A 21524-nucleotide genomic window follows, 5' to 3' on the forward strand; every position below is an offset into this window, starting at 1 on the left:
AAGTTTTCACCAGCCTTTTGTGACCTGTATCCCTCTTGCTTGGTTCAATCTGCCTTGGCAATGACGCCAGAAAAATGCTGCTGCAAGGCGTTGGTGAGGCCGTTGGATGTTCAGAATTTATCTTTCCAGGCACGCAGGCTGGCGAACACCGCGCTGGGCTCGCCGAGCTGACGGCCTTCGCGATCTGTGGTCGCAGCGATGATTGCTGGCTCGCCGGTGCGCAGGAAAGGATTGGTGGCAAGCTCCAGCTCGATGCTGGAAGGCAGGCTGATGCGGTCTGCGTCGCGCCAGCGAGTCACTTCGTCCAGGCGCTCGTTGAGGCGCGGGTTGTTCGGCTCTACGGCGTGGGCAAAACGCAGGTTGCTCAGGGTGTATTCGTGGGTGCAGTAGACCTGCGTCGCTGCGGGGAGGGCGGCCAGGCGACTGAGCGAGTCATGCATCTGTTGCGGCGTGCCCTCGAACAGGCGGCCGCAGCCACCGGCAAACAGGGTGTCACCGCAGAACAGCAGATGCTGATCGGCGTTGTAGTAGGCGATATGACCAAGGGTGTGTCCGGGGACTGCCATGACCTGAAAACGCAGGCCAAGGACTTCGATTTCGTCGTTGTCGCCCAGATCCAGCTCGCGCGCTGGAATCTTTTCCGCTGCCGGGCCGGCGACCCGGGCGCCGGTGGCTTTTTTAAGCGTCTCGACGCCGCCGACATGGTCGAAATGATGGTGAGTGATGAGGATATCGCAGAGCTGCCAGCCAGGGTGCGCTTCGAGCCAGGCCAGCACGGACGCCGCATCGCCCGGGTCGACCACCGCGCAGCGCTTGCTGCTTGGCTCCTGCAGCAGCCAGAGATAGTTGTCGTTGAAGGCGGGCAATGCGTCGATCTGAATCATTGTAGGTCGCTAAGCTGGGTATAAAGGTGCATCTTAGACACTGGATGCAGAACCTGTCATGCGGAGGCAGCGATGACCGATCAGGCATTCGCTCAGGCAGACCCTGAGTGGCTCAAGCTCATCAGCGAGGCACGCGACTGGCTTTCAGGGCCGGTTGGGCAGTTGTTGCTGGAGGAGGAGCGACGTTTGCTGGAGGATGAGCTCGCACGTTTTTTCGGCGGCTACCTGGTGAGCTACGGCCCTGGTGCCGAGCGCACGCCCGAGGCCGGGCAGATCCAGCACAATGTGCGCCTGGGTGCGCCGTTGCCCGGTGTGCAGATCGTCTGCGAAGAACAGTCCTGGCCGCTCGGCGAGCACGCCGCCGATGTAGTGCTGTTGCAGCATGGCCTGGATTTCAGCCTGTCGCCTCATGGCTTGCTGCGCGAGGCCGCGCGTAGTGTCAGGCCCGGCGGGCACTTGCTGATCCTGGGTATTCATCCGTGGAGTGCATGGGGCGCTCGTCGCCTGTTCGCGCGAGATGGTCTGGCCAAGGCGCGTTGTATCGATCCGCGTCGGGTGGGCGATTGGCTGACGCTGCTGGGCTTTGCGTTGGAGAAACGCCGGTTCGGATGCTATCGTCCGCCGCTCGCTTCGCTGGCCTGGCAGATTCGATTGCGGCGAATGGAGCGCTGGGGCGATGCCTGGCAGCTTCCGGGCGCAGGCTTCTATCTGCTGGTCGCGCGCAAGCTGGTGGTCGGCTTGCGTCCGTTGCGCCAGGCGCGCCGAGAACCAATGGGCAAGCTGCTGCCGATGCCGGTCGCGAAGATCAGTCGGCGCGACCTGGACAGCTGAGCAGCCGTCCGCATGGTCAAAACCCTACAGAGTTCGTGAATGTCTGAAACCGATGAAGTGGTGATCTACACCGATGGCGCCTGCAAGGGCAATCCTGGCCCTGGCGGCTGGGGCGCGCTACTGGTCTACAAGGGGGCGGAGAAGGAGCTGTGGGGAGGCGACCCCAGCACCACCAATAACCGCATGGAGTTGATGGCTGCCATCGCTGGCCTGATTGCCCTGACCCGGCCCTGTTCGGTCAAGCTGGTGACCGACTCGCAGTACGTGATGAAAGGCATCCAGGAGTGGATGCCCAACTGGAAGAAGCGCGGCTGGAAAACGGCCTCGAAAGAGCCGGTGAAGAATGCCGACCTCTGGCAAAAGCTGGACGAAGAGGTCAATCGGCACCAGGTCAGTTGGCAGTGGGTGCGCGGGCATACTGGCCACCCGGGCAACGAACGTGCCGATCAGTTGGCCAACCGCGGTGTCGACGAGGTGCGCTCTGCGCGCTGAGTGATGCACTGCAACCTGGGGTAAGATGCTGCGCTTTGCGGCAACCTGAATGATGAGAGAGACAAGGCGTGACGATCGATAACACCCTCAAGCGCTATGTGGTGCTGGATACCGAAACCACGGGCATGCCGGTCACGGATGGGCACCGGATCATCGAGATCGGTTGTGTCGAGCTGCTGGGACGGCGCCTGACCGGGCGTCACTTCCATGTCTACCTCAATCCGGACCGCGAAATCGACGAAGGCGCCATCGCGGTCCACGGCATCACCAATGAGTACGTGGCCGACAAACCACGGTTCAGGGAAGTGGCCGATGAGTTCTACGAGTTCATCAAAGGCGCCCAACTGATCATCCACAACGCGGCGTTCGACGTTGGCTTCATCAACAACGAATTCGCCTTGTTGGGGCAGAGCGAGCGCGCCGATGTCAGTGACTACTGCTCGGTGCTCGACACCCTGATGATGGCGCGTGAACGCCATCCGGGGCAGCGTAATAGCCTGGATGCACTGTGCAAGCGATACGGCGTCGACAACTCCAACCGCGAACTGCACGGCGCCTTGCTCGACTCGGAGATTCTGGCCGACGTCTACCTGGCGATGACCGGTGGGCAGACCAACCTGTCTCTGGCCGGTGAAGGCGCCGATGGCGATGGCAGCGGGCGCCAGCAGGCCACTCCGATTCGTCGTCTGGATCCCGCTCGTCCACGCACCCGCGTCATTCACGCCAGCGAAGACGAGCTTGCAGCACACATGGCGCGCCTGGCAGCCATCGAAAAATCTGCAGGTGGTCCGGCATTGTGGGCTCAGCTGGAAAAAGCCCCGGAATAACCGAGCAGCGCAATTGCGACCTTTTCTTATAGTGTGATGCTCAGGGGGTTCCGCCGCTCAGGGGGACCCTCTAACCTGAGGCGATAGGCAGGCCGGGTCTGCCAGTCTTCAGGACGTCACAATGTATAAAGATCTCAAATTCCCCGTCCTAATCGTGCACCGCGACATTAAGGCCGACACCGTGGCCGGCGACCGGGTGCGCGCTATCGCTCAGGAACTCACCCAGGACGGCTTCAGCATCCTGCCCACGGCCAGCGCGGCCGAAGGCCGCATCGTTGCCTCCACCCACCATGGTCTGGCCTGTATTCTGGTGGCCGCCGAGGGCGCGGGCGAGAACAGCCGTCTGCTGCAGGATATGGTCGAGCTGATCCGCGTGGCGCGGGTGAGGGCCCCGCAACTGCCGATCTTCGCGCTGGGCGAGCAGGTCACCATCGAAAACGCGCCAGCCGAAGCCATGGCTGACCTCAACCACCTGCGCGGTATCCTCTATCTCTACGAAGACACCGTGTCCTTCCTGGCACGGCAGGTGGCGCGTGCCGCGCATAACTACCTGGAAGGTCTGCTGCCGCCATTCTTCAAGGCGTTGGTGCAGCACACCGCGCAGTCCAACTATTCCTGGCACACGCCGGGTCATGGCGGCGGCGTGGCGTATCGCAAAAGCCCGGTCGGTCAGGCCTTTCACCAGTTCTTCGGGGAAAACACGCTACGTTCGGACCTATCGGTATCGGTGCCGGAGCTGGGCTCGCTGCTCGACCACACCGGGCCACTGGCCGAGGCCGAAGCGCGGGCCGCGCGCAACTTCGGCGCCGATCACACCTTCTTCGTCATCAATGGCACCTCGACAGCGAACAAGATCGTCTGGCACTCGATGGTCGGTCGCGATGATCTGGTACTGGTCGACCGCAACTGCCACAAGTCGATCCTGCATTCGATCATCATGACCGGGGCGATCCCCCTGTACCTCTGCCCCGAGCGCAACGAGCTGGGCATCATCGGGCCGATTCCACTGAGCGAGTTCAGTCGCGAGTCGATCCAGGCCAAGATCGACGCCAGCCCGCTGGCGCGCGGGCGGGCGCCGAAGGTCAAGCTGGCGGTGGTGACCAACTCCACCTATGACGGCCTGTGCTACAACGCGGAGATGGTCAAGCAGGCACTGGGCGATTCGGTCGAGGTGCTGCACTTCGATGAAGCCTGGTACGCCTATGCTGCCTTCCACGACTTCTACGCCGGTCGCTTTGGCATGGGTACTCAGTGCGGCGAGCGCTCGCCGCTGGTCTTCACCACGCATTCGACGCACAAGCTGCTCGCGGCCTTCAGCCAGGCGTCGATGATCCATGTACAGGATGGCGGGCAGCGGCAGCTCGATCGTGATCGCTTCAACGAGGCCTTCATGATGCACATCTCGACGTCGCCGCAGTACGGCATCATCGCCTCGCTGGATGTGGCCTCGGCGATGATGGAGGGGCCAGCGGGTCGCTCGCTGATCCAGGAAACCTTCGACGAAGCGCTGAGTTTCCGTCGTGCGCTGGCCAACGTGCGCCGCAACCTCAGCGAAGACGATTGGTGGTTCAGTATCTGGCAGCCCGGAGCGGTCGATGGCACCGATGAATTGGCCACGGCCGATTGGGTGCTACAGCCAGGTGCCGATTGGCACGGGTTCGGCGACCTGGCCGACGATTACGTGTTGCTCGACCCGATCAAGGTTACGCTGGTCATGCCCGGCTTGAATGCCGCAGGCAAGCTGGAGCAGCAGGGCATTCCCGCCGCTGTGGTCAGCAAGTTCCTTTGGGAGCGGGGGTTGGTGGTGGAAAAGACCGGCCTTTACTCCTTCCTGGTGTTGTTCTCCATGGGTATCACCAAGGGAAAATGGAGCACGCTGTTGACCGAACTGCTGGAGTTCAAGCGCAGTTTCGACGCCAATCTGCCGTTGATCGATGCGCTGCCTTCCATCGCCCATGCCGGCGGCGGGCGCTACCAGGGCATGGGTTTGCGCGATCTGTGCGATGCGCTGCATGGCTGCTACCGCGACAACGCCACGGCCAAGGCATTGAAGAGCATGTACACGGCGCTGCCGGAGGTGGCGATCAAGCCGGCCGACGCCTATGACAAGCTGGTGCGCGGCGAGGTCGAGGCGGTGCCCATCGATCAGTTGCAGGGGCGTATTGCGGCGGTGATGCTGGTGCCTTATCCGCCAGGCATTCCATTGATCATGCCTGGCGAACGCTTCACTGCGGCGACTCGCTCGATTCTCGACTATCTGGCTTTCGCGCGGACGTTCGACCAGGCATTTCCAGGCTTCGATATCGATGTGCACGGGTTGCAAAGCGAAGCGGGGCAGTACTGCGTGGATTGCCTGGTGGAATGATCGAGGGGGTATCTGCCGAGGAGCAGGAATCTCGGCAGATCAAACCCTTACCACAGATATTCAAAGCGTTCGTTAACATCCGGGGCGTGCCCTGCGTCACACTGGCAAGCATCGACTTTTATGGCGTGCTTGTTATAGTTGCTCGGTTATTAATCACAAAATAATTATTGTGCCGAGCCGCGGCTGAGGATGCCTGCCATGTCCGACTACAAAGCCTTCCGCGTCGACCTGGTGGACAAGATCGCCCACGTGCAGATCAATCGTCCGGACAAGGTCAACGCGATGAACGCCGATTTCTGGCGAGAGATCATCGAGATCTTCAACTGGGTCGATGCCACAGATGCGGTGCGAGTCGTGGTGCTCTCGGGTGCGGGCAAACATTTCTCCTCGGGTATCGACCTGATGCTGCTGGCCTCGGTCGGTGCCCAGTTGGGCAAGGATGTCGGGCGTAACGCCGATGCCCTGCGCCGCAAGATTCTCGAGCTGCAGGCCTCCTTCAATACCGTCGACAACTGCCGCAAACCGGTGCTGGCGGCCATTCAGGGCTACTGCATCGGCGGTGCAATCGACCTGATCAGCGCCTGCGACATGCGCTATTCGACGGCCGATGCGCAGTTCTCGATCAAGGAGATCGACATGGGCATGGCGGCCGATGTCGGCACCTTGCAGCGTCTGCCACGCATCATCGGTGATGGCATGATGCGCGAGCTGGCCTTCACTGGGCGCAGCATCGATGGCGCCGAGGCTGCGCGTATCGGGCTGGTCAATCGCACCTACGCAAGTCAGGAGGCACTGCTGGAAGGCGTTATGGGCATTGCCGCGGAGATCGCCGGCAAGTCGCCGGTTGCGGTACGAGGAACCAAGGAAATGATTCGCTACATGCGCGATCACCGGGTCGACGATGGGCTCGAATATATCGCTACCTGGAACGCGGCCATGCTGCAGTCGGAAGACCTGCGTCTGGCGATGACCGCGCACATGAGCAAGCAGAAGCCGGAGTTCGCCGACTGATGCCGTTCCACTGTCGTTTGATGCGAGCGAACCGCGAGGTGCATAGAGCATGGTAAGTGGAGCCACGTCCCTGAGTCTGGTGCGCGACGAGCTGTTCGTCACCATGGAAGAGGCCGAGCAGAGCCTGGAGCATTTCATTGCCGAGCGCCACAACGGCAGCCTGCTGCAACAGGCGGTGGAAAGCCTGCAGCAGGTGCGCGGCACGCTCAACTTGATCGAGTTGGCCGGCGCCGAGTTGCTGGCTCAGGAAGTGCTGGACCAGGCCACCGATATTCCGGTCGGTGCGGGTGAAGAGCGTGATACGCAGCTGGCAGCGCTGAGCAATGCCTTGCATGTGCTGCGCCGCTACCTGGAGAACGTCGACGCCCATCGCCAGGAAATGCCCGAGTTGTTGCTGCCGGCGATCAATGATCTGCGTCAGGCCGGGGCCCAGCAGGCCTTGCCGGAAAGCTTCTTCTTCAGCGTGCGCCTCGATCACGCCCGTCCGCACACCGCCACGCAGCCACTCGACGGTGCAGCCAAGCTGAGTGAAGGTAAGCGCCTGCGGCATATGTACCAGGTCGGTCTGCTGGGCTTCATTCGTGAGCAGAATCCACAGGCCAGCCTCAAGCTGATGGTGCGTGCCATGGCGCGTCTGGACAGCCTGTTCGCCAATGAGCCTCGCGGCCGCATGTGCTGGATCGGTTCGGCCGCCATCGAGGCTCAGTGTGACGGTCAACTGCTGCCGCGCAAGTCGCGTAAACAGCTGTTTTCTCGGGTCGATCGCGAACTCAAGCTGATGCTGAGCAATCCGCAGTACGAAGCCCCGCGCAGTTTGCTCAAGGAGCTGCTGTACCTCGTTGCACTCGCCGACAGCCACGGCCCCAATGCCAGCGCCATGCGCGAGGTATTCGGTCTTACCCCATTGCCGTTCACCGATCACCTGCTTGAAGAGGAATATCAGCGTCTGTCAGGACCTGGCAAGGCGGTGATGCGCTCGCTGTCTTCGGCGATCCGCGAGGAGCTGGCCAGCGTCAAGGACATGCTCGACTTGCTCGAGCGCGGCACCCTGCAGGGTGAGACGTTGGGCACTCTGCATGCGCTGCTGGGCAAACTGTCCAAAACCCTGGGCATGGTCGGTCTGAACTCTGCTGGTAACTCACTCAGCGCCCAGTTGCCGGTGGTTGCCGCCTGGAACGCAGATACTCCGCCGCAACCCGAGCAGCTGCACAAACTCGCCGATGCGGTGCTTTACGTCGAGGGTATGGTGGCCAGCCTCGAGCGCGGCGATGGCCGGGATGTCCGACCTGCTGCCGCTGAGCCTGGCAACGAAGCCGACTCCTTTGCCCATCACCAACTCAATGAGGCGCGTATTGTCGTGGTCGATGAGGCGCAAGCCGGCCTGGCCCTGGCCAAGCGAGCGATCACTGCTTACCTGGAGGCGGGCGGCGACAAGATGCACCTGGCCAACGTGCCGTTCAGCCTGCAGGCCGTACGTGGTGGCTTGTGGTTCCTCGAGCAGCGTCGTGCTGCGAATCTGGTTGGTGCCTGCGCCGATTACATCCAGACGCGCATGATCGAGTCTGGACAGATGCCCTCCGAGCAGATGCTGGAAACCCTGGCTGATGCCCTCAGCAGCCTCGAATACTACCTGGAGGCTGGAGCTGTCATGCGTCCCGAGACACGCCCCAGCGTGCTCGATCTGGCTGAGGAAAGCGTCAAGGCGTTGGGCATGCCGGTGGCGGCCTGATGGTCTGGCGCAACACTTTCCTCGATCCCGCTCAGTCGGGTGGTTGGGCGCTGCTGTACAACCAGCAGCACTTTCTCGCCGACAGCAACGGTGTGCTGTTTCCGCGCGACTGGATCAAGCGTCAGGATCTGGCGATTGTCGGTGAGCAGGGGATCGGTTATTTCGGCGACGATGCGGTGTTCCTCGTTCAGGTCAAACCCTCGACCACGCTGGAAGGCTGCAGCTGGCAGAGCCTGCGTCAGTTCATGTTGCAGGGCGAAGCCGAAACCTTCCGCATGCTGGCTTACGCCGCGCAGATTGGCACCTGGTATGCCGAGCACCGTTTCTGTGGTAGCTGCGGGGCTGCGACCCGCCAGTTGCCTGGCGAGCGAGCGATGCGCTGCGACAACTGCGAGTCGCAGCACTACCCGCGCATTTCGCCGAGCATGATCGTTCTGGTTACGCGCGGTGACGAGGTTCTGCTGGCGCGTTCGCCGCGTTTCGTCACTGGGATCTACAGCACCCTGGCCGGCTTCGTCGAGCCGGGCGAGTCGGTTGAACACAGTGTTGCGCGTGAAGTGCGTGAGGAGGTCGGTGTCGAGGTGCATAACCTGCAATACATCGGCAGCCAGGGCTGGCCGTTCCCGCACTCGCTGATGCTGGGCTTCCATGCCGAGTATGCGGGCGGCGAGATCGTCATGCAGGAGGACGAAATCGAGGACGCACGCTGGTTCCGTGTCGACGATCTGCCGCCGCTGCCGGCCTCGCGCTCCATCGCGCGTTACCTGATCGATCTCTACGTGGCGCGTCGTCTGGGCCTGTCCGATCCTCTGCTGTCGACCTAGAGCGCCTTATCCAGTAGCGGCTTCAGCCCCTTCGCGGCTGAAGCCTGGATGGCCCACCGGAATTAGCCAAACCAGTGTTGCCAGACCAGGCGCGCTGTCAGTGCCAGCACCACCAGAATGAATACCGGGCGTATGAACTTCGAACCGCCCTTGATGGCTGTGCGTGCGCCGAGGAAGGCACCGACCATCAGCGCTGCGCCCATGCTCAGGCCAAGTACCCAGGCCACCTGGCCGAAGGCGATGAATACCACCAGTGCTGCGGCGTTGCTGACGAAGTTCATGGTGCGTGCCACACCACTGGCGCGTACCAGGTCCAGCGGGTACATCAACAGGCTGCTGACCGTCCAGAACGCTCCCGTGCCCGGACCGGCTACGCCGTCGTACAGGCCGAGCCCCAGTCCTTGTGGCCATTGCCGTCCTCGGGCGATGGGCAGGTCGTGCTCGGCCGGCGCTTCAGGCATGCGCCCGAACAGCAGGTAGATGCCGCAGGCGAACACGACGACTGGCAGCATCTGGTTGAGCCAGGCTGCGGGCATCCAGTGGGCGATAATGGCGCCGAGCAGGGCGCCGACCAGCGTCGCCAGCAGGGCATTGCGCCACTGTTTGGGATCGAACAGCTTGCGGCGGTAGAAGGTCAGTGCAGCAGTGCCTGAACCGAAGGTGGCGCACAGCTTGTTGGTGCCCAGTACCAGATGAGGTGGCAGGCCGGCGGTAAGCAATGCCGGGATGGTCAGCAAGCCCCCTCCGCCGGCGATTGCATCGATGAAACCGGCCGTGAATGCGACCAGAGCCAGAATGGCCAACGTACTGGGGTCGATAGCGAGTTCGAGAGCGAAGGGCATATAAAGTGTCGACTTGTGGGCAAGTGCGCAGCCTGGCGGCTGTTCGTCGCAGGAAGAGCTGCGCATAATGCCGGGATTTCGTCTGATAAGGAACGCACTCGATGCAATACGACGGGTTGGCCTGGGCCGTGGCGCTATTGGCCGTGCTGGCGCTACTGGTGGCATTGCGCATCCTGCTCAATACAGGCTGGTTCCTCGGCTGGTTGCGTGGTACCTGTGGCCTGGCATTTCTTGCCCTTGCTGGGCTGATTGGCCTGGTGGCTTACGATCTGTATAGCTACGAGCCGCTGCAGCCAGGCAAGCCTCTGGCGACCCTGAGTTTCAAGGCCGATGGCCCGCAGCGTTATCAGGTCAGCGTGCTGGAAGGGGGGCGTGAGCGAACTGTCATTCTGGAAGGTGACATGTGGCAGCTCGATGGTCGACTGATTCGCTGGAAGGGACTTGCCGAGCTGATCGGCATGGAGCCTGGCTATCGTCTTGAGCGGCTGTCCGGGCGCTTTCTTGCCATAGAACAGCAGGCACTGGCTCTACATGGCCGAGTTCAGCTGGCCGAGAGCCCTTATGGTGTGGATCTCTGGCGCTGGCTGCGCCTGAGTCAACGCGACCTGCTGCTGTTCGACCCGCAGGCGCTGCGGGTGACCTATCTGCCCATCGCCGCGGATGCGGTATTCAGTGTGACACTGACGCCGACGGGGCTGCTGGCGGAGCCGATGAATCCTGCTGCGGAGGCGGCGCTGAAGGACTGGTAGCGGCCGCGAAGCGGCCATCTGATGCCCCTCTCCCGTTCATGGGAGAGGGTGCCCGAAGGGCGGGAGAGAGTGTTGTGGCCGCATGCCGTAGCCCTCTCCCCCAAGCGGGAGAGGGGGGCGAAGCTGGGCCTCAGGAGAGGAAGCCACCGTCCACGTTCAGCGCCACACCGGTGGTGTAGCTGGATGCGTCACTGGCCAGATACAGCACCGTGCCGGCCATCTCGCTCGGGTCAGCCACGCGCTTGAGCGGGATACGCTGCAGAGCGTGCTTGAGGATGGCATCGTTCTTGGTCAGCGCGGAGGCGAACTTGGTGTCGGTCAGGCCTGGCAGCAGCGCATTGCAGCGAATGCCGAACTGCGCGCATTCCTTGGCGAACACCTTGGTCATGCTGATCACGGCGGCCTTGGTCACCGAGTAGATACCCTGGAATTCGCCGGGGGATACGCCATTGATCGAAGCGACGTTGATGATGCTGCCACCGCCGTTCTCCTTCATCAGCTTGCCGCCTTCGATGGACATGAAGTAGTAACCGCGGATATTCACGTCCACGGTCTTCTGGAAGGCGCCCAGGTCGGTGTCCAGCACGTTGCAGAACTGCGGATTGGTTGCGGCGTTGTTGACCAGAATGTCGAGGCGGCCGAACTGTTCCTTGATCTGCGCGAACACGTTGGCGATCTGCTCCATCTCACCAATGTGGCAGGCGATTGCGGTGGCTTTGCCGCCTTCCGCAATGATGGCATCGGCCACTGCCTGGCAGCCTTCGATCTTGCGGCTAGAGACGATCACATGAGCGCCTTGCTGAGCCAGAAGCTTGGCGATGGCCTCGCCGATGCCGCGGCTGGCGCCGGAAACGAAGGCGATCTTGCCGTCGAGGTCGAACAGTTGGGTCTTGGACATTGTAATTACCCCGGGGTTAGAGAGTGGATTTGCCGATGACCTGCAGGCACATCTGTTCCAGCAGCTTGTTCATGTGAATGAACTGGGCGAAGCGCTTGTCCTGGGTCTGGCCGTGGTAGAAGCGGTAGTAGATCTGCTGCACGATGCCGGCCAGGCGGAACAGGCCGTAGGTGTAGTAGAAATCGAAGCTGTTGATCTCGATGCCAGCCTGCTCGGCGTAGTAATCAACGAACTGCTGGCGGGTCAGCATGCCTGGTGCGTTGCTCGGCTGGCGGCGCATCAGTTGTACCGGTGGTGGGTCACCGGCTTCGATCCAGTAGGCCAGGGTGTTGCCCAGGTCCATCAGCGGGTCACCAATGGTGGTCATCTCCCAGTCCAGTACGCCGATGATCTGCATCGGATTGTTCGGATCAAGGATCACATTGTCGAAACGGTAGTCGTTGTGCACGATGCCTGGCTTGTGATGGTCAGCCGGCATCTTGTCGTTCAGCCAGGCCTTAACCGGCTCCCAGGTCGGGGCATCCGGGGTCAGGGCTTTCTCGTAGCGATCGCTCCAGCCCTTGATCTGGCGCTCGACGTAACCCTCGGGTTTGCCCAGGTCGCCCAGGCCGCAGGCGCTGTAATCGACGTTATGCAACTCCACCAGTTTGTCGATGAAGCTCTTGCACAGCGCGCCGGTCTGCTCCGGGCTGAAGTTCAGTTCGGCCGGCATGTCCGAGCGCAGGATGATGCCCTTGACCCGCTCCATCACGTAGAACTCGGCGCCGATCACCGACTCGTCGGTGCAGTGCACGTAGGCCTTGGGGCAGTAGGGGAAGCCCGCGTTGAGCTGGTTGAGGATACGGTACTCGCGGCCCATGTCATGGGCCGACTTGGCCTTGTGACCGAAAGGCGGGCGACGCAGGACGAACTCCTGCTGCGGGTACTCGATCAGGTAGGTCAGGTTGGAAGCGCCACCAGGGAACTGGCTGATCCTGGCTTCGCCGCTCAGGCCAGGAATGTGGGCTTTTAGGTAGGCATCGATAACATTAGCATCGAGTTCTTCGCCTGAGCGGATGCGGGTGGACTGGTCAGTGAGCGCCATACTTATCCCTTCTACTTATGATGGGTTCCCTAGATAATTGGCTAATCTAATGCTGCACCCTGGCTGCCACAAGCAATACGCGCCGTTATAGGCGGGCGTGTTGCACCACGATCAAACTGCCTGATCAGTCATCTTCGAGCTGAGCGGTTCGTCAGCGTGCAGGCACAAAAAAACCGGAGTACAGGACTCCGGTTTTCGTGTCTTGCGCTCAGCTCGCCGATCAGACCGGGAACAGTTCGCCCAGCTTCATCGCCAGCATCATGTCGCCTTCGGCGCGCAGCTTGCCGGCCATGAAAGCCTGCATGCCGTCGGTCTCGCCGCTGACGATACCCTTGAGGGTTTCGCTGTCCATGATCAGGGTCACGTTGGCGTCCGGGTTGTCACCTTGCTCGAGGGCGCAGGTGCCATCCTTGACGATCAGTGCATAGTTCTCGCCATCTTCGATGTTGAACTGGAATACCAGATCCAGGCCCGCAGCGGCGCTGGCGTTGAACTTGGATTGCATGGTTTGGACGATGTCAGCAACGCTCATGGTCTTATCCTTTTTTCAGGTTTTTCGCGCAGCCGTGCGGCCGCAGTGGGCTGGAGCTCATCGGTAGGTGATGAGCTCCGGCGTCTTCAGCAGCTGTAAATGCACATGGCTGTTGAAGGAAGCCAGAGTTACCTCGCTGCCACGAAATTTCAGATGGCTGAGCGAGGTGTTGACGATTTGCCAGTTCAGTTCGAAGGCTTTCTCTGCCGGTACGCCGGTGATCAGGCGCAGCAGGGCGGTGATGGTGCCGCCGGACGTGAAAATGGCGATGTTCTGTTTGCTATGGGCCTGGGCGAGAACGCGCTGCAGGCCGCCGGCTACCTGCTGAACATAGGCCTGCCAGCTCTGCAGCTCGGGCTTGTCGTGTTCACCGGATACCCAGCGCTTGATCAGTTTGGCGAACAGGCGCTGGAACTCGGCACGGTTCTGCGCGCCGTTACGCAGGATGTGCAGCGCCTCGGGTTCCTCTGGCAGCAAGTCGGGGAGCAGGGTGCGAATAACGGCGTCTGCATCGAACTCGTTGAAGGCTTCATCGATGTCCAGTACGGGAGCGCTGCTCATGCGTTGCAGGGCAGCGTTTGCCGTATGCTGCTGGCGGCGCAGGCTGCCGCTGACGCAGCGGTCAAAGCTGATACCGAGTTGCTCGAGGTGTTCGCCCAGCACTTCGGCCTGGCGGACGCCGACGGGAGACAGGACGTCGTAGTCGTCTGCACCGAATGAAGCTTGGCCATGTCGAATCAGATAAATGCTGCCCACGTCCGTATTGGTCCCGGCACGTTGAAGGTTTTCGCGAGGTTATGAGGAAGCTTGGGGGCTGTCAATTAAAAAACATACGCTTGTTTGAAATGCTCGTATGGCATCGCTGATCAGTCATCCAGCTTGGCCGACGAGCTGTCGCGCCGGTATGCTTGAGCCTTTGTGCGCTCGGGCGCCGCTGTATTACCCAAGGGGGATTCGTGGAGTTTCTTAGTGAGTACGCCAGCTTTCTGGCGAAAACCCTGACCTTGGTGGTCGCCATCGTTGCGGTGCTGGTGGCAGTTGCTGCGTCACGTGGCAAGGGGCGGCGCAGCGGCGGTCAGCTGCAAGTGCAGAAGCTCAACGACTTTTACAAGGATCTGCGCGAGCGCCTCGAGCACAGCGTTCTGTCGAAGGATCAGCTCAAGACTGCACGCAAGGCCGAAGCCAAGGCGGCCAAGCAGGAGAAGAAAGCGCCGCCGTCCAAGCCGCGGGTGTTCGTGCTCGACTTCGATGGCGACATCAAGGCGTCTGCTACCGAGAACCTGCGCCATGAAGTCACTGCGCTGCTCTCCATGGCCAAGGCCGACGATGAAGTGGTGCTGCGTCTGGAAAGCGGTGGCGGGATGGTGCACAGCTACGGCCTGGCCTCTTCGCAATTGGTGCGTATCCGTGATGCCGGCATCCCGTTGACTGTATGCGTGGACAAGGTCGCGGCCAGCGGCGGTTACATGATGGCCTGCATCGGTCAGAAGATTCTCAGCGCGCCATTCGCCATCCTCGGCTCCATCGGCGTGGTGGCGCAGCTGCCTAACGTGCATCGCCTGCTGAAGAAGCACGAGATCGACTTCGAAGTGCTCACCGCTGGTGAATACAAGCGTACCCTGACCGTATTCGGCGAGAACACCGAGAAGGGCCGGGAGAAATTCCAGGAGGATCTGGAGAGCACGCACGAGCTGTTCAAGGGCTTCGTCGCCCGTTATCGCCCGCAGTTGGACATCGACGCCATCGCCACTGGCGAGGTATGGCTGGGCATGGCAGCGCAGGAGCGGCTGCTGGTGGATGAGCTCAAGACCAGCGATCAGTATCTGGCCGAGTGTGCTGCGGAAGCTGAACTGTTCCACCTGCATTTCGCTCAGAAAAAGAGTCTGCAGGAGCGTGTCGGACTGGCCGCCAGCATGGCGCTGGACCGCTTTGTCCTGACCTGGTTGAGCCGGCTCAACCAGCAGCGCTTCTGGTAACGCTTCGTTCATGACTGGCTGCGTCGAGCGCAGCGCGAACAGTGACAAGAGGAGAGGGTGATGACTGAGTTCAAGGCCTTGCTGGTCAGTGAGAACACCGACGGCGGTTACCTGCGTGAAGTGGTCGAGCGCAATGTCGAGCAGTTGCCGCAGGGCGAGCTGTTGATCCGCGTGCGCTACTCCTCGCTCAATTACAAGGATGCCTTGTCCGCCAGTGGCAACCGCGGCGTGACCAAGGCATACCCGCATACACCGGGTATCGATGCAGCTGGCGTGGTCGAGGCTTCCAGCGTTGCCGAGTTTGCTGTGGGCGACGAAGTGATCGTCACCGGCTACGACCTGGGTATGAACACCGCAGGCGGTTTCGGCCAGTACATCCGCGTGCCTGCGGCCTGGGCAATCAAGCGTCCGCAGGGGCTGCCGCTGCGCGATGCCATGATTCTCGGCACTGCCGGTCTGACTGCCGCGCTGTGCGTGGACAAGCTGGAGCAGGCTGGTGTTACCCCGGAGTCAGGGATCGTGCTGGTTACCGGGGCTACTGGTGGGGTCGGCAGCATTGCCGTAGTACTGCTCAAGCAACTGGGTTATCGCGTCGCCGCTGCCACGGGCAAGGCCGAACAGGCTGACTTCCTGCGCGGGCTTGGTGCCGACGAAATCGTCAGTCGCGAGGAATTGCAGCAAGGTAGTGAACGGCCGATGCTCAAGGAGCGTTGGGCCGCTGCGGTGGATACGGTGGGTGGTGACATTCTGTTCAATGTGGTCAAGTCGCTGCGCCACAGTGGCAGCGTGGCCTGCTGCGGACTGACTGCCGGCGTGGGGTTTCAGGCCAGCGTGCTGCCGTTCATCCTGCGCGGGGTCAATCTGCTGGGGGTGGATTCGGTCGAGTTGCCGCTGGTGGTCAAGGCCTCCATGTGGGACAAGCTGTCGCTGCAGTGGAAGCTCGACCTTTCCGGGCTGTGCCAGGAGGTTGGCCTGACCGATTTGCCTGCGGCTATCGAGCGGATACTGGCCGGGGGCATGGTTGGCAGGATTCTGGTACGTCTCGATTGAGCGTGTGAAAAGGCCCGTCGATGACGTAATGCTGTTCATTTAAGGTTGCAGACGTTGGCTCCCCTCTCCCATTTATGGGAGAGGGGCTGGGGGAGAGGGCTGAAAATGCCGCAAAACTGCCAGTTTCCCCTCTCCCTAACCCTCTCCCCAAAGGGGCGAGGGGACTAATCGTGTCCGACCAATTCTTATGTGAACAACATTACCGTCGATGACGGGCCTTTTCATTTCAGCCGCTGAAGCCGGTTATCTAGCCAAATCGATAGATATCCATGCCCAGAGAGCCATAGGTGAATCCGGTGTGCGCGAGGGCGAAGGCGCCGCCTGCGGCGCGGGCAAAGAACAGTGGCAGCAGGTGTTCGTCGCTTGGGTGGTTGCGCGCGGCCTGTGGTGCCAACTGGCGGTAGTGGTGCAATGTCTGCTCGTCGTCTGCCTGCAGCTTTTCCACTATCCAGTCACGGAAGTCCTTGGCCCAGGGCGTGATCACATCCGGGCCTGCGCGCCAGTCGAGCTCCCCGAGGTTGTGGGTGATGCTGCCGGAGCCGATGGGCAATATGCCTTGTGCGCGCAGTCCGGCAAGTGCCCGGCCTACACGGGTCTGCAGTTGCGGCCCGAGACGGCTGGGCAATGACAGTTGCACCATCGGGATATCCGCATCGGGATACATCAGCGAGAGTGGCACCCAGGCGCCATGATCGAATGGGCGCTGTGCGTCGAGTTCGGCTGGCAACCCCGCATCGTTGAGGCTCTGCGCTATCTCTCTCGCCAGATCCGGGGCGCCGGGTGCCGGATACTGCAGTTCGTAGAGTGCCGGTGGAAAACCACCAAAGTCATGCCAGGTTCTGGGATGTTCGCCTGCGGTCAGCAGTAACCGTTGGCTTTCCCAGTGCGCGGAAACCACCAGCAGCGCCTTTGGCCTGGGCAGCTCCGCAGCCAGTTTTGCCAGCGCCGGACCGCTGGCGCCAGGCTCCAGAGCCAGCATGGGAGAACCGTGGGAAATGAACAGTGAGGGCAGCATGAAGTTGGACTCCTGAAGTAGGATGTTGCCATCTTCGTTGCTGGACATATCGATATCCAGCATAAATTATTGAGCATTCCTATCGGATTACATGGAGGGTTATCAATGCACGAGGCATTCTGGCAGGACCGTTGGGCACGCAGTCAGATCGGTTTTCATCAGGAGAAAGTCAACGGCTACCTGCGCCGTCACTGGTCTGCTCTGGAGCTGCCTGCAACCTCGGCGGTGCTGGTGCCGCTGTGTGGCAAGAGCCTGGATCTGGCTTGGTTGGCTGAGCAGGGCCATAGGGTGATCGGTGTGGAGCTGGCCGAGCGCGCCGTGCAGGATTTCTTCGCCGAGCGCGATGTGCAGCCGCAGGTGTCGCAGCGTGGTGCATTCAAGGTTTATGGCGCGGGCAATCTGCAGATTCTCTGCGGCGACTTCTTCGCTCTGACTGACGAGGACGTTGCCGGTTGTCAGGCCTTCTATGACCGGGCGGCGTTGATTGCCTTGCCGCCCGAGATGCGTGAGCGCTACGTGGCTCACCTGCAGGCGATACTGCCCGCAGCCTGCCAAGGATTGCTGGTGACCCTGGTCTACGACCAGCTGCGCATGGATGGTCCGCCATTCTCGGTCGAAGATGCCGAGGTCGAGCGCCTCTTTGCCGAGGGCTGGACACTGCAGGAGGTCGAGCGCAAGGATGTACTGAGTGGTAATCCGCGTTTCGTCGAGAACCAGCTCCAGGCGGTGGATGAGGCGGTGTTTCACCTGACGCGCCGCTGATTCGGCCGAGCAATGAAAAAGGCGACCCTGGGGTCGCCTTTTCTTTTGCCGCTTTGGATCAGCCTCGGCGACGCAGCGCCTCGATACGGTCTTCCAGCGGCGGGTGGCTCATCAGCAGGCCGGCCAGGCCGTTCTTCAGGCCGCCGTTGATGCCGAAGGCGGTCAGGCTGTCGGGCATCTGCACCGGCACGCCCTGTTCGGCGCGCAGGCGTTGCAGTGCAGCGATCATCGAGTTGGTGCCGGCCAGGCGGGCGCCGGCTTCGTCGGCCTTGTACTCACGTTTGCGCGAGAACCACATGACGATGATGCTGGCCAGGATGCCCAGTACCAGCTCGGCGAAGATGGTCGCCACAAAGTAACCGATGCCGTGGCCTTCTTCGTTCTTCAGGATCGCCTTGTCGACGAAGTTGCCGAAGATGCGTGCGAAGAACATGACGAAGGTGTTTACCACGCCCTGGATCAGCGCCAGGGTGACCATGTCGCCGTTGGCCACGTGGCCGATCTCGTGGGCCAGTACGGCGCGCACTTCATCGGGCGAGAAGCGCTCCAGCAGGCCCTGGCTGACGGCGACCAGCGCGTCATTCTTGTTCCAGCCGGTGGCGAAGGCGTTGGACTCGTAGGCCGGGAAGATACCCACTTCCGGCATCTTGATGCCGGCTTCGCGGGACAGCTCCTCGACGGTCTGCAGCAGCCACTGTTCGTGACGGGTACGCGGCTGGGTGATGATCTCGGTGCCGGTGCTCATCTTCGCCATCCACTTGGACAGGAACAGCGACACCAGCGAGCCGGCGAAGCCGAACACGGCGCAGAAGATCAGCAGGCTACCGTGGTTCTGGCCCGTGAAGCGGTCGACCCCCAGCAGCTTAAGAGTGATGCTGGCGATAACCAGGACCGCCAGGTTGGTGGCCAGGAACAACATAATGCGCATCATGGTGTGAACAGACTCCTCACGGGAAAGACGTACGAGTAATGCCGGCTATATAAGGGCGCCCCCCTGGGGGTTTCAACCGCTGACTATTTCAAACTATGTCTCTTGACCCGGCAGAGTGCTCTCGAACAGCAGGCGGAGCAGGCGCGCAGTGCGCTCGCCGTGCTGCTGCGCCAGGGCTTCGCGCAGCTGGAACGCCAGGGTGGCGTGTACGCGGCGCACGCTGGGCGGCAGTACTTCGCCTTCGCGCAAGGCATGGGGAATAGAGCGCGACAGGCGCACGAAGCCTTTCTCGCTCAACACCGCCTGGTCCAGGGCATCGTAGGCGATGGTCGACTCGTAGCGCAGGTAGCCTTCTTCAGCCAGCCATAGCAGGGCGCCCAGGCAAGCCTGGTGACGCTTGCTGGGCAGGCCGAATTCGTCCGGCTCCTCGCGGCCGATCAGGTCTTCCACGTACAGCGCCATCTTGCGCGGGAAGGCCTGGTAGAGCATCAGCAGGCCACTGGCTGCATCCTTGTAGAAGTCGTCGATCTGCAGGTCCATGCTCACAACATCCTTGCTAGCAGAGGGGTCGGCAGCCAGGACAGTACATAGCCGATCACAGCCCAGGGCCAACCCGGTACGTAGGCCTTGCGACTGCGTTTCTCGATATGCTGGGCTATCAGGCGGGCACCTTTTTCTACGTCGATCAGAAAAGGTCTCGGGCCACCGTTCTGGTTGATCGGCGTGTCGATATAGCCCGGCATGAGAGTGGTGGTATCGATGGCGCTACCATACAACTCAAGCTCCAGCGATTGCATGTGAGAGATCAACCCCGCTTTGCTCGCCGAGTAGCCTGCTGAGCCAGGTAGGCCGCGTTTGCCAGCGACCGAGGCAATGGCAACCAGGTGGCCGTGACCTTGCTTGCGAAACAGCTCGGTGGCTGCGTCCAGGCAGGCGACAGCGCCAATAAGATTGGTTTCCAGCGTCTGTTGATAGCGTTCGAAGTGACCGCTACCTGCTTTGCCCGCAAGGCCAATGCCTGCGTTGGCAATCAGGCCATCCAGCCCGCCGAGAGCATCACGGGCCAGGCCGACAGCCCGCTGGCAGGCCGAATAGTCGGTTACGTCCAATGGCAGCACGATGACTTTGCGACCTTGTATCTGGCGAAGTTCGGCGGCCAACCGCTGTAGGCTGTCTTCGCGGCGAGCTGCGAGAGCCAGATCGTATCCTTTGCTCGCCAACTGACGAGCCAGCGCCTCACCGATGCCTGAGCTAGCGCCGGTAAGTAGGTAGCGTCTGGCCTGGGCCATATTGATTTCCTTTTACTGGCTGTAGCCCCTGAGGAAGTTGCCGATGCGGCCGATGGCTTGCTCCAGGTCATCGACGCGGGGCAGGGTGACCACGCGGAAGTGATCCGGCCATGGCCAGTTGAAGGCGGTGCCCTGGACGATCAGCAGCTTTTCCGAGAGCAGCAGGTCGAGGACGAACTTCTCGTCGTTGTGGATCGGGCAGACTTTCGGATCGATCTTGGGGAAGGCGTACAGCGCGCCCATGGGCTTGACGCAGCTGACGCCGGGAATGTCGTTGAGCCGTTCCCAGGCGCGGTTGCGCTGTTCCAGCAGGCGGCCGTTGGGCAGTACCAGGTCGTTGATGCTCTGGTAGCCGCCGAGGGCGGTCTGGATCGCGTGCTGGCTCGGTACGTTGGCGCACAGGCGCATGTTGGCCAGGATATCCAGGCCCTCGATGTAGCTCTGCGCCTTGTGCTTGGGCCCGGAGATGGCCACCCAGCCGGAACGGAAGCCGGCCACGCGGTAGCTCTTGGACAGGCCGTTGAAGGTCAGGCAGAGCACGTCCGGTGCCAGCGAGGCGGTGCTGATGTGCACGGCTTCGTCGTAGAGAATCTTGTCGTAGATTTCGTCGGAGAAGATCACCAGGTTGTGCTGGCGGGCCAACTCGACGATGTCCTGCAGCACTTCCTTGGAATACACCGCACCGGTGGGGTTGTTCGGGTTGATCAATACCAGCGCCTTGGTGTTCGGCGTGATCTTGGCGCGCATGTCGGCGATGTCGGGGAACCAGCCGGCCTGCTCGTCGCACAGGTAGTGCACCGGCTTGCCGCCGGACAGGGCCACGGCAGCGGTCCACAGCGGGTAGTCAGGCGCCGGGATCAGCACTTCGTCGCCATTATTGAGCAGCGCCTGCATGGCCATGACGATCAGCTCGGAGACGCCGTTGCCAAGGTAGATGTCCTCGATGCTGACGCCTTCGACCTGCTTCTGCTGGTAATACTGCATCACCGCCTTGCGCGCGCTGAACAGGCCCTTGGAGTCGCTGTAGCCCTGGGCGGTCGGCAGGTTGCGGATGACGTCCTGGAGGATTTCCTCCGGGGCTTCGAAACCGAACGGCGCCGGGTTGCCGATGTTCAGCTTGAGGATGCGATGGCCTTCCTCTTCCAGGCGTTTGGCGTGCTTGAGCACTGGCCCGCGGATGTCATAGCAGACGTTGGCGAGCTTGTTCGATTTGCTGACCTGCATGTAGGGGATCCCGATCGATGAAAAGCCCACTGAAGCACGCTGCAAAATTCTCCCTGCGGTGAATCTTGGCAGCCTGTAACGTGGGTGACAGACTGGGGTCGAATCATACGTGGCGACCTGATCGCGGCAAAGGTATCAGTCCGGCTTTTTTCTTGTCTGCGCGCCCACGCGGCGTTGCCTGTGCCCAAGCAATGGCCTGTTATTCGTGC

At 61.6% G+C, this 21524-nt stretch carries 22 protein-coding genes; 11 read left to right on the forward strand and 11 right to left on the reverse strand.

The genetic code is table 11. The features are described 5' to 3' along the window. Positions 1-110 precede the first annotated feature (110 nt). A complete protein-coding gene (gloB, locus tag ACJRW5_RS08440) occupies positions 111-884 on the reverse strand; it encodes a hydroxyacylglutathione hydrolase (protein WP_484570074.1) in 774 nt (257 codons plus the stop codon). A 72-nt stretch (positions 885-956) separates the two neighbouring features. Here gloB and ACJRW5_RS08445 point away from each other — a divergent pair, with 72 nt between their 5' ends. From ACJRW5_RS08445 to nudC, 7 genes are all read left to right on the forward strand, one after another. After that, entirely contained in the window at positions 957-1715 is a 759-nt protein-coding gene (locus ACJRW5_RS08445; protein WP_484570075.1) for a class I SAM-dependent methyltransferase, read from the forward strand. A 39-nt stretch (positions 1716-1754) separates the two neighbouring features. Further along, positions 1755-2207, forward strand: coding sequence for a ribonuclease HI (gene rnhA / locus ACJRW5_RS08450; protein ID WP_484570076.1), 453 nt, complete (start codon positions 1755-1757; stop codon positions 2205-2207). 68 nt (positions 2208-2275) lie between these two features. After that, entirely contained in the window at positions 2276-3034 is a 759-nt protein-coding gene (gene dnaQ / locus ACJRW5_RS08455; protein WP_484570077.1) for a DNA polymerase III subunit epsilon, read from the forward strand. Positions 3035-3155: 121 nt separating this feature from the next. Further along, the gene (locus ACJRW5_RS08460) at positions 3156-5399 is read left to right on the forward strand and encodes an Orn/Lys/Arg family decarboxylase (protein ID WP_484570078.1); all 2244 of its coding nucleotides are present in this window, start codon (positions 3156-3158) and stop codon (positions 5397-5399) included. Between the two features lie 198 nt (positions 5400-5597). Beyond that, positions 5598-6410: a crotonase/enoyl-CoA hydratase family protein gene (locus ACJRW5_RS08465; protein ID WP_484570079.1), complete on the forward strand. Its 813-nt coding sequence runs from the start codon at positions 5598-5600 to the stop codon at positions 6408-6410. A gap of 49 nt (positions 6411-6459) precedes the next feature. Further along, positions 6460-8139: a FimL-related protein gene (locus tag ACJRW5_RS08470; protein WP_484570080.1), complete on the forward strand. Its 1680-nt coding sequence runs from the start codon at positions 6460-6462 to the stop codon at positions 8137-8139. After that, entirely contained in the window at positions 8139-8963 is an 825-nt protein-coding gene (gene nudC / locus ACJRW5_RS08475; RefSeq protein WP_484570081.1) for an NAD(+) diphosphatase, read from the forward strand. The genes ACJRW5_RS08470 and nudC overlap by 1 nt, the downstream gene beginning before the upstream one ends. Before the next feature lie 62 nt (positions 8964-9025). Here the strand turns inward: nudC and ACJRW5_RS08480 are convergent, their stop codons facing one another. Next, entirely contained in the window at positions 9026-9805 is a 780-nt protein-coding gene (locus ACJRW5_RS08480) for a TSUP family transporter (RefSeq protein ID WP_484570082.1), read from the reverse strand. Positions 9806-9906: 101 nt separating this feature from the next. On the opposite strand from ACJRW5_RS08480, the gene ACJRW5_RS08485 reads away from it, so the two are divergent. After that, on the forward strand, positions 9907-10554 hold the full coding sequence (locus ACJRW5_RS08485; RefSeq protein ID WP_484570083.1) for a hypothetical protein: 648 nt from the start codon (positions 9907-9909) through the stop codon (positions 10552-10554). Positions 10555-10684: 130 nt separating this feature from the next. Here ACJRW5_RS08485 and ACJRW5_RS08490 read toward each other — a convergent pair whose 3' ends face one another. From ACJRW5_RS08490 to ACJRW5_RS08505, 4 genes are all read right to left on the reverse strand, one after another. After that, on the reverse strand, positions 10685-11452 hold the full coding sequence (locus tag ACJRW5_RS08490) for an SDR family oxidoreductase (protein ID WP_484570084.1): 768 nt from the start codon (positions 11450-11452) through the stop codon (positions 10685-10687). 16 nt (positions 11453-11468) lie between these two features. Next, positions 11469-12536 carry a phosphotransferase family protein gene (locus ACJRW5_RS08495; RefSeq protein WP_484570085.1) on the reverse strand — a complete coding sequence of 356 codons (1068 nt, stop codon included), beginning with the start codon at positions 12534-12536 and terminating at the stop codon, positions 11469-11471. 220 nt (positions 12537-12756) lie between these two features. Continuing rightward, a complete protein-coding gene (locus ACJRW5_RS08500; RefSeq protein ID WP_484570086.1) occupies positions 12757-13068 on the reverse strand; it encodes an SCP2 sterol-binding domain-containing protein in 312 nt (103 codons plus the stop codon). Positions 13069-13125: 57 nt separating this feature from the next. Then, complete coding sequence (locus ACJRW5_RS08505) at positions 13126-13824, reverse strand: histidine phosphatase family protein (protein WP_484570087.1); 699 nt, start codon at positions 13822-13824, stop codon at positions 13126-13128. Positions 13825-14024: 200 nt separating this feature from the next. Between ACJRW5_RS08505 and sohB the strand changes: the two genes are divergently transcribed. Further along, positions 14025-15044, forward strand: a complete 1020-nt coding sequence (gene sohB / locus ACJRW5_RS08510) for a protease SohB (RefSeq protein WP_484570088.1) — start codon at positions 14025-14027, stop codon at positions 15042-15044. Between the two features lie 60 nt (positions 15045-15104). After that, positions 15105-16094 carry a YhdH/YhfP family quinone oxidoreductase gene (locus tag ACJRW5_RS08515; RefSeq protein WP_484570089.1) on the forward strand — a complete coding sequence of 330 codons (990 nt, stop codon included), beginning with the start codon at positions 15105-15107 and terminating at the stop codon, positions 16092-16094. Positions 16095-16341: 247 nt separating this feature from the next. Here the strand turns inward: ACJRW5_RS08515 and ACJRW5_RS08520 are convergent, their stop codons facing one another. Beyond that, positions 16342-17109, reverse strand: a complete 768-nt coding sequence (locus ACJRW5_RS08520) for a dioxygenase family protein (protein WP_484570265.1) — start codon at positions 17107-17109, stop codon at positions 16342-16344. Positions 17110-17214: 105 nt separating this feature from the next. Between ACJRW5_RS08520 and ACJRW5_RS08525 the strand changes: the two genes are divergently transcribed. Then, entirely contained in the window at positions 17215-17871 is a 657-nt protein-coding gene (locus ACJRW5_RS08525; protein ID WP_484570090.1) for a thiopurine S-methyltransferase, read from the forward strand. Between the two features lie 58 nt (positions 17872-17929). Here the strand turns inward: ACJRW5_RS08525 and htpX are convergent, their stop codons facing one another. The 4 genes from htpX to ACJRW5_RS08545 form a co-directional block, all read right to left on the reverse strand. Continuing rightward, positions 17930-18802 carry a protease HtpX gene (gene htpX / locus ACJRW5_RS08530; protein WP_484570091.1) on the reverse strand — a complete coding sequence of 291 codons (873 nt, stop codon included), beginning with the start codon at positions 18800-18802 and terminating at the stop codon, positions 17930-17932. A gap of 93 nt (positions 18803-18895) precedes the next feature. Continuing rightward, complete coding sequence (locus tag ACJRW5_RS08535; RefSeq protein ID WP_484570092.1) at positions 18896-19342, reverse strand: hypothetical protein; 447 nt, start codon at positions 19340-19342, stop codon at positions 18896-18898. 2 nt (positions 19343-19344) lie between these two features. Next, entirely contained in the window at positions 19345-20091 is a 747-nt protein-coding gene (locus ACJRW5_RS08540) for an SDR family NAD(P)-dependent oxidoreductase (protein ID WP_484570093.1), read from the reverse strand. Between the two features lie 12 nt (positions 20092-20103). Beyond that, the gene (locus ACJRW5_RS08545; protein ID WP_484570094.1) at positions 20104-21315 is read right to left on the reverse strand and encodes a pyridoxal phosphate-dependent aminotransferase; all 1212 of its coding nucleotides are present in this window, start codon (positions 21313-21315) and stop codon (positions 20104-20106) included. Between the last annotated feature and the right edge of the window lie 209 nt (positions 21316-21524).

This window comes from Pseudomonas pichavaramensis (genome assembly GCF_050473265.1).
Classification (GTDB): Bacteria; Pseudomonadota; Gammaproteobacteria; order Pseudomonadales; family Pseudomonadaceae; genus Aquipseudomonas.

What these genes read in the sequence shown, in the direction of transcription:
- gloB (WP_484570074.1), bottom strand. Translation starts at nt 884, where the DNA reads ATGATTCAGATCGACGCATTGCCCGCCTTCAACGACAACTATCTCTGG.
- ACJRW5_RS08445 (WP_484570075.1), top strand. Translation starts at nt 957, where the DNA reads ATGACCGATCAGGCATTCGCTCAGGCAGACCCTGAGTGGCTCAAGCTC.
- rnhA (WP_484570076.1), top strand. Translation starts at nt 1,755, where the DNA reads ATGTCTGAAACCGATGAAGTGGTGATCTACACCGATGGCGCCTGCAAG.
- ACJRW5_RS08460 (WP_484570078.1), top strand. Translation starts at nt 3,156, where the DNA reads ATGTATAAAGATCTCAAATTCCCCGTCCTAATCGTGCACCGCGACATT.
- ACJRW5_RS08465 (WP_484570079.1), top strand. Translation starts at nt 5,598, where the DNA reads ATGTCCGACTACAAAGCCTTCCGCGTCGACCTGGTGGACAAGATCGCC.
- ACJRW5_RS08470 (WP_484570080.1), top strand. Translation starts at nt 6,460, where the DNA reads ATGGTAAGTGGAGCCACGTCCCTGAGTCTGGTGCGCGACGAGCTGTTC.
- nudC (WP_484570081.1), top strand. Translation starts at nt 8,139, where the DNA reads ATGGTCTGGCGCAACACTTTCCTCGATCCCGCTCAGTCGGGTGGTTGG.
- ACJRW5_RS08480 (WP_484570082.1), bottom strand. Translation starts at nt 9,805, where the DNA reads ATGCCCTTCGCTCTCGAACTCGCTATCGACCCCAGTACGTTGGCCATT.
- ACJRW5_RS08485 (WP_484570083.1), top strand. Translation starts at nt 9,907, where the DNA reads ATGCAATACGACGGGTTGGCCTGGGCCGTGGCGCTATTGGCCGTGCTG.
- ACJRW5_RS08490 (WP_484570084.1), bottom strand. Translation starts at nt 11,452, where the DNA reads ATGTCCAAGACCCAACTGTTCGACCTCGACGGCAAGATCGCCTTCGTT.
- ACJRW5_RS08495 (WP_484570085.1), bottom strand. Translation starts at nt 12,536, where the DNA reads ATGGCGCTCACTGACCAGTCCACCCGCATCCGCTCAGGCGAAGAACTC.
- ACJRW5_RS08500 (WP_484570086.1), bottom strand. Translation starts at nt 13,068, where the DNA reads ATGAGCGTTGCTGACATCGTCCAAACCATGCAATCCAAGTTCAACGCC.
- ACJRW5_RS08515 (WP_484570089.1), top strand. Translation starts at nt 15,105, where the DNA reads ATGACTGAGTTCAAGGCCTTGCTGGTCAGTGAGAACACCGACGGCGGT.
- ACJRW5_RS08520 (WP_484570265.1), bottom strand. Translation starts at nt 17,109, where the DNA reads ATGCTGCCCTCACTGTTCATTTCCCACGGTTCTCCCATGCTGGCTCTG.
- ACJRW5_RS08525 (WP_484570090.1), top strand. Translation starts at nt 17,215, where the DNA reads ATGCACGAGGCATTCTGGCAGGACCGTTGGGCACGCAGTCAGATCGGT.
- htpX (WP_484570091.1), bottom strand. Translation starts at nt 18,802, where the DNA reads ATGATGCGCATTATGTTGTTCCTGGCCACCAACCTGGCGGTCCTGGTT.
- ACJRW5_RS08535 (WP_484570092.1), bottom strand. Translation starts at nt 19,342, where the DNA reads ATGGACCTGCAGATCGACGACTTCTACAAGGATGCAGCCAGTGGCCTG.
- ACJRW5_RS08540 (WP_484570093.1), bottom strand. Translation starts at nt 20,091, where the DNA reads ATGGCCCAGGCCAGACGCTACCTACTTACCGGCGCTAGCTCAGGCATC.
- ACJRW5_RS08545 (WP_484570094.1), bottom strand. Translation starts at nt 21,315, where the DNA reads ATGCAGGTCAGCAAATCGAACAAGCTCGCCAACGTCTGCTATGACATC.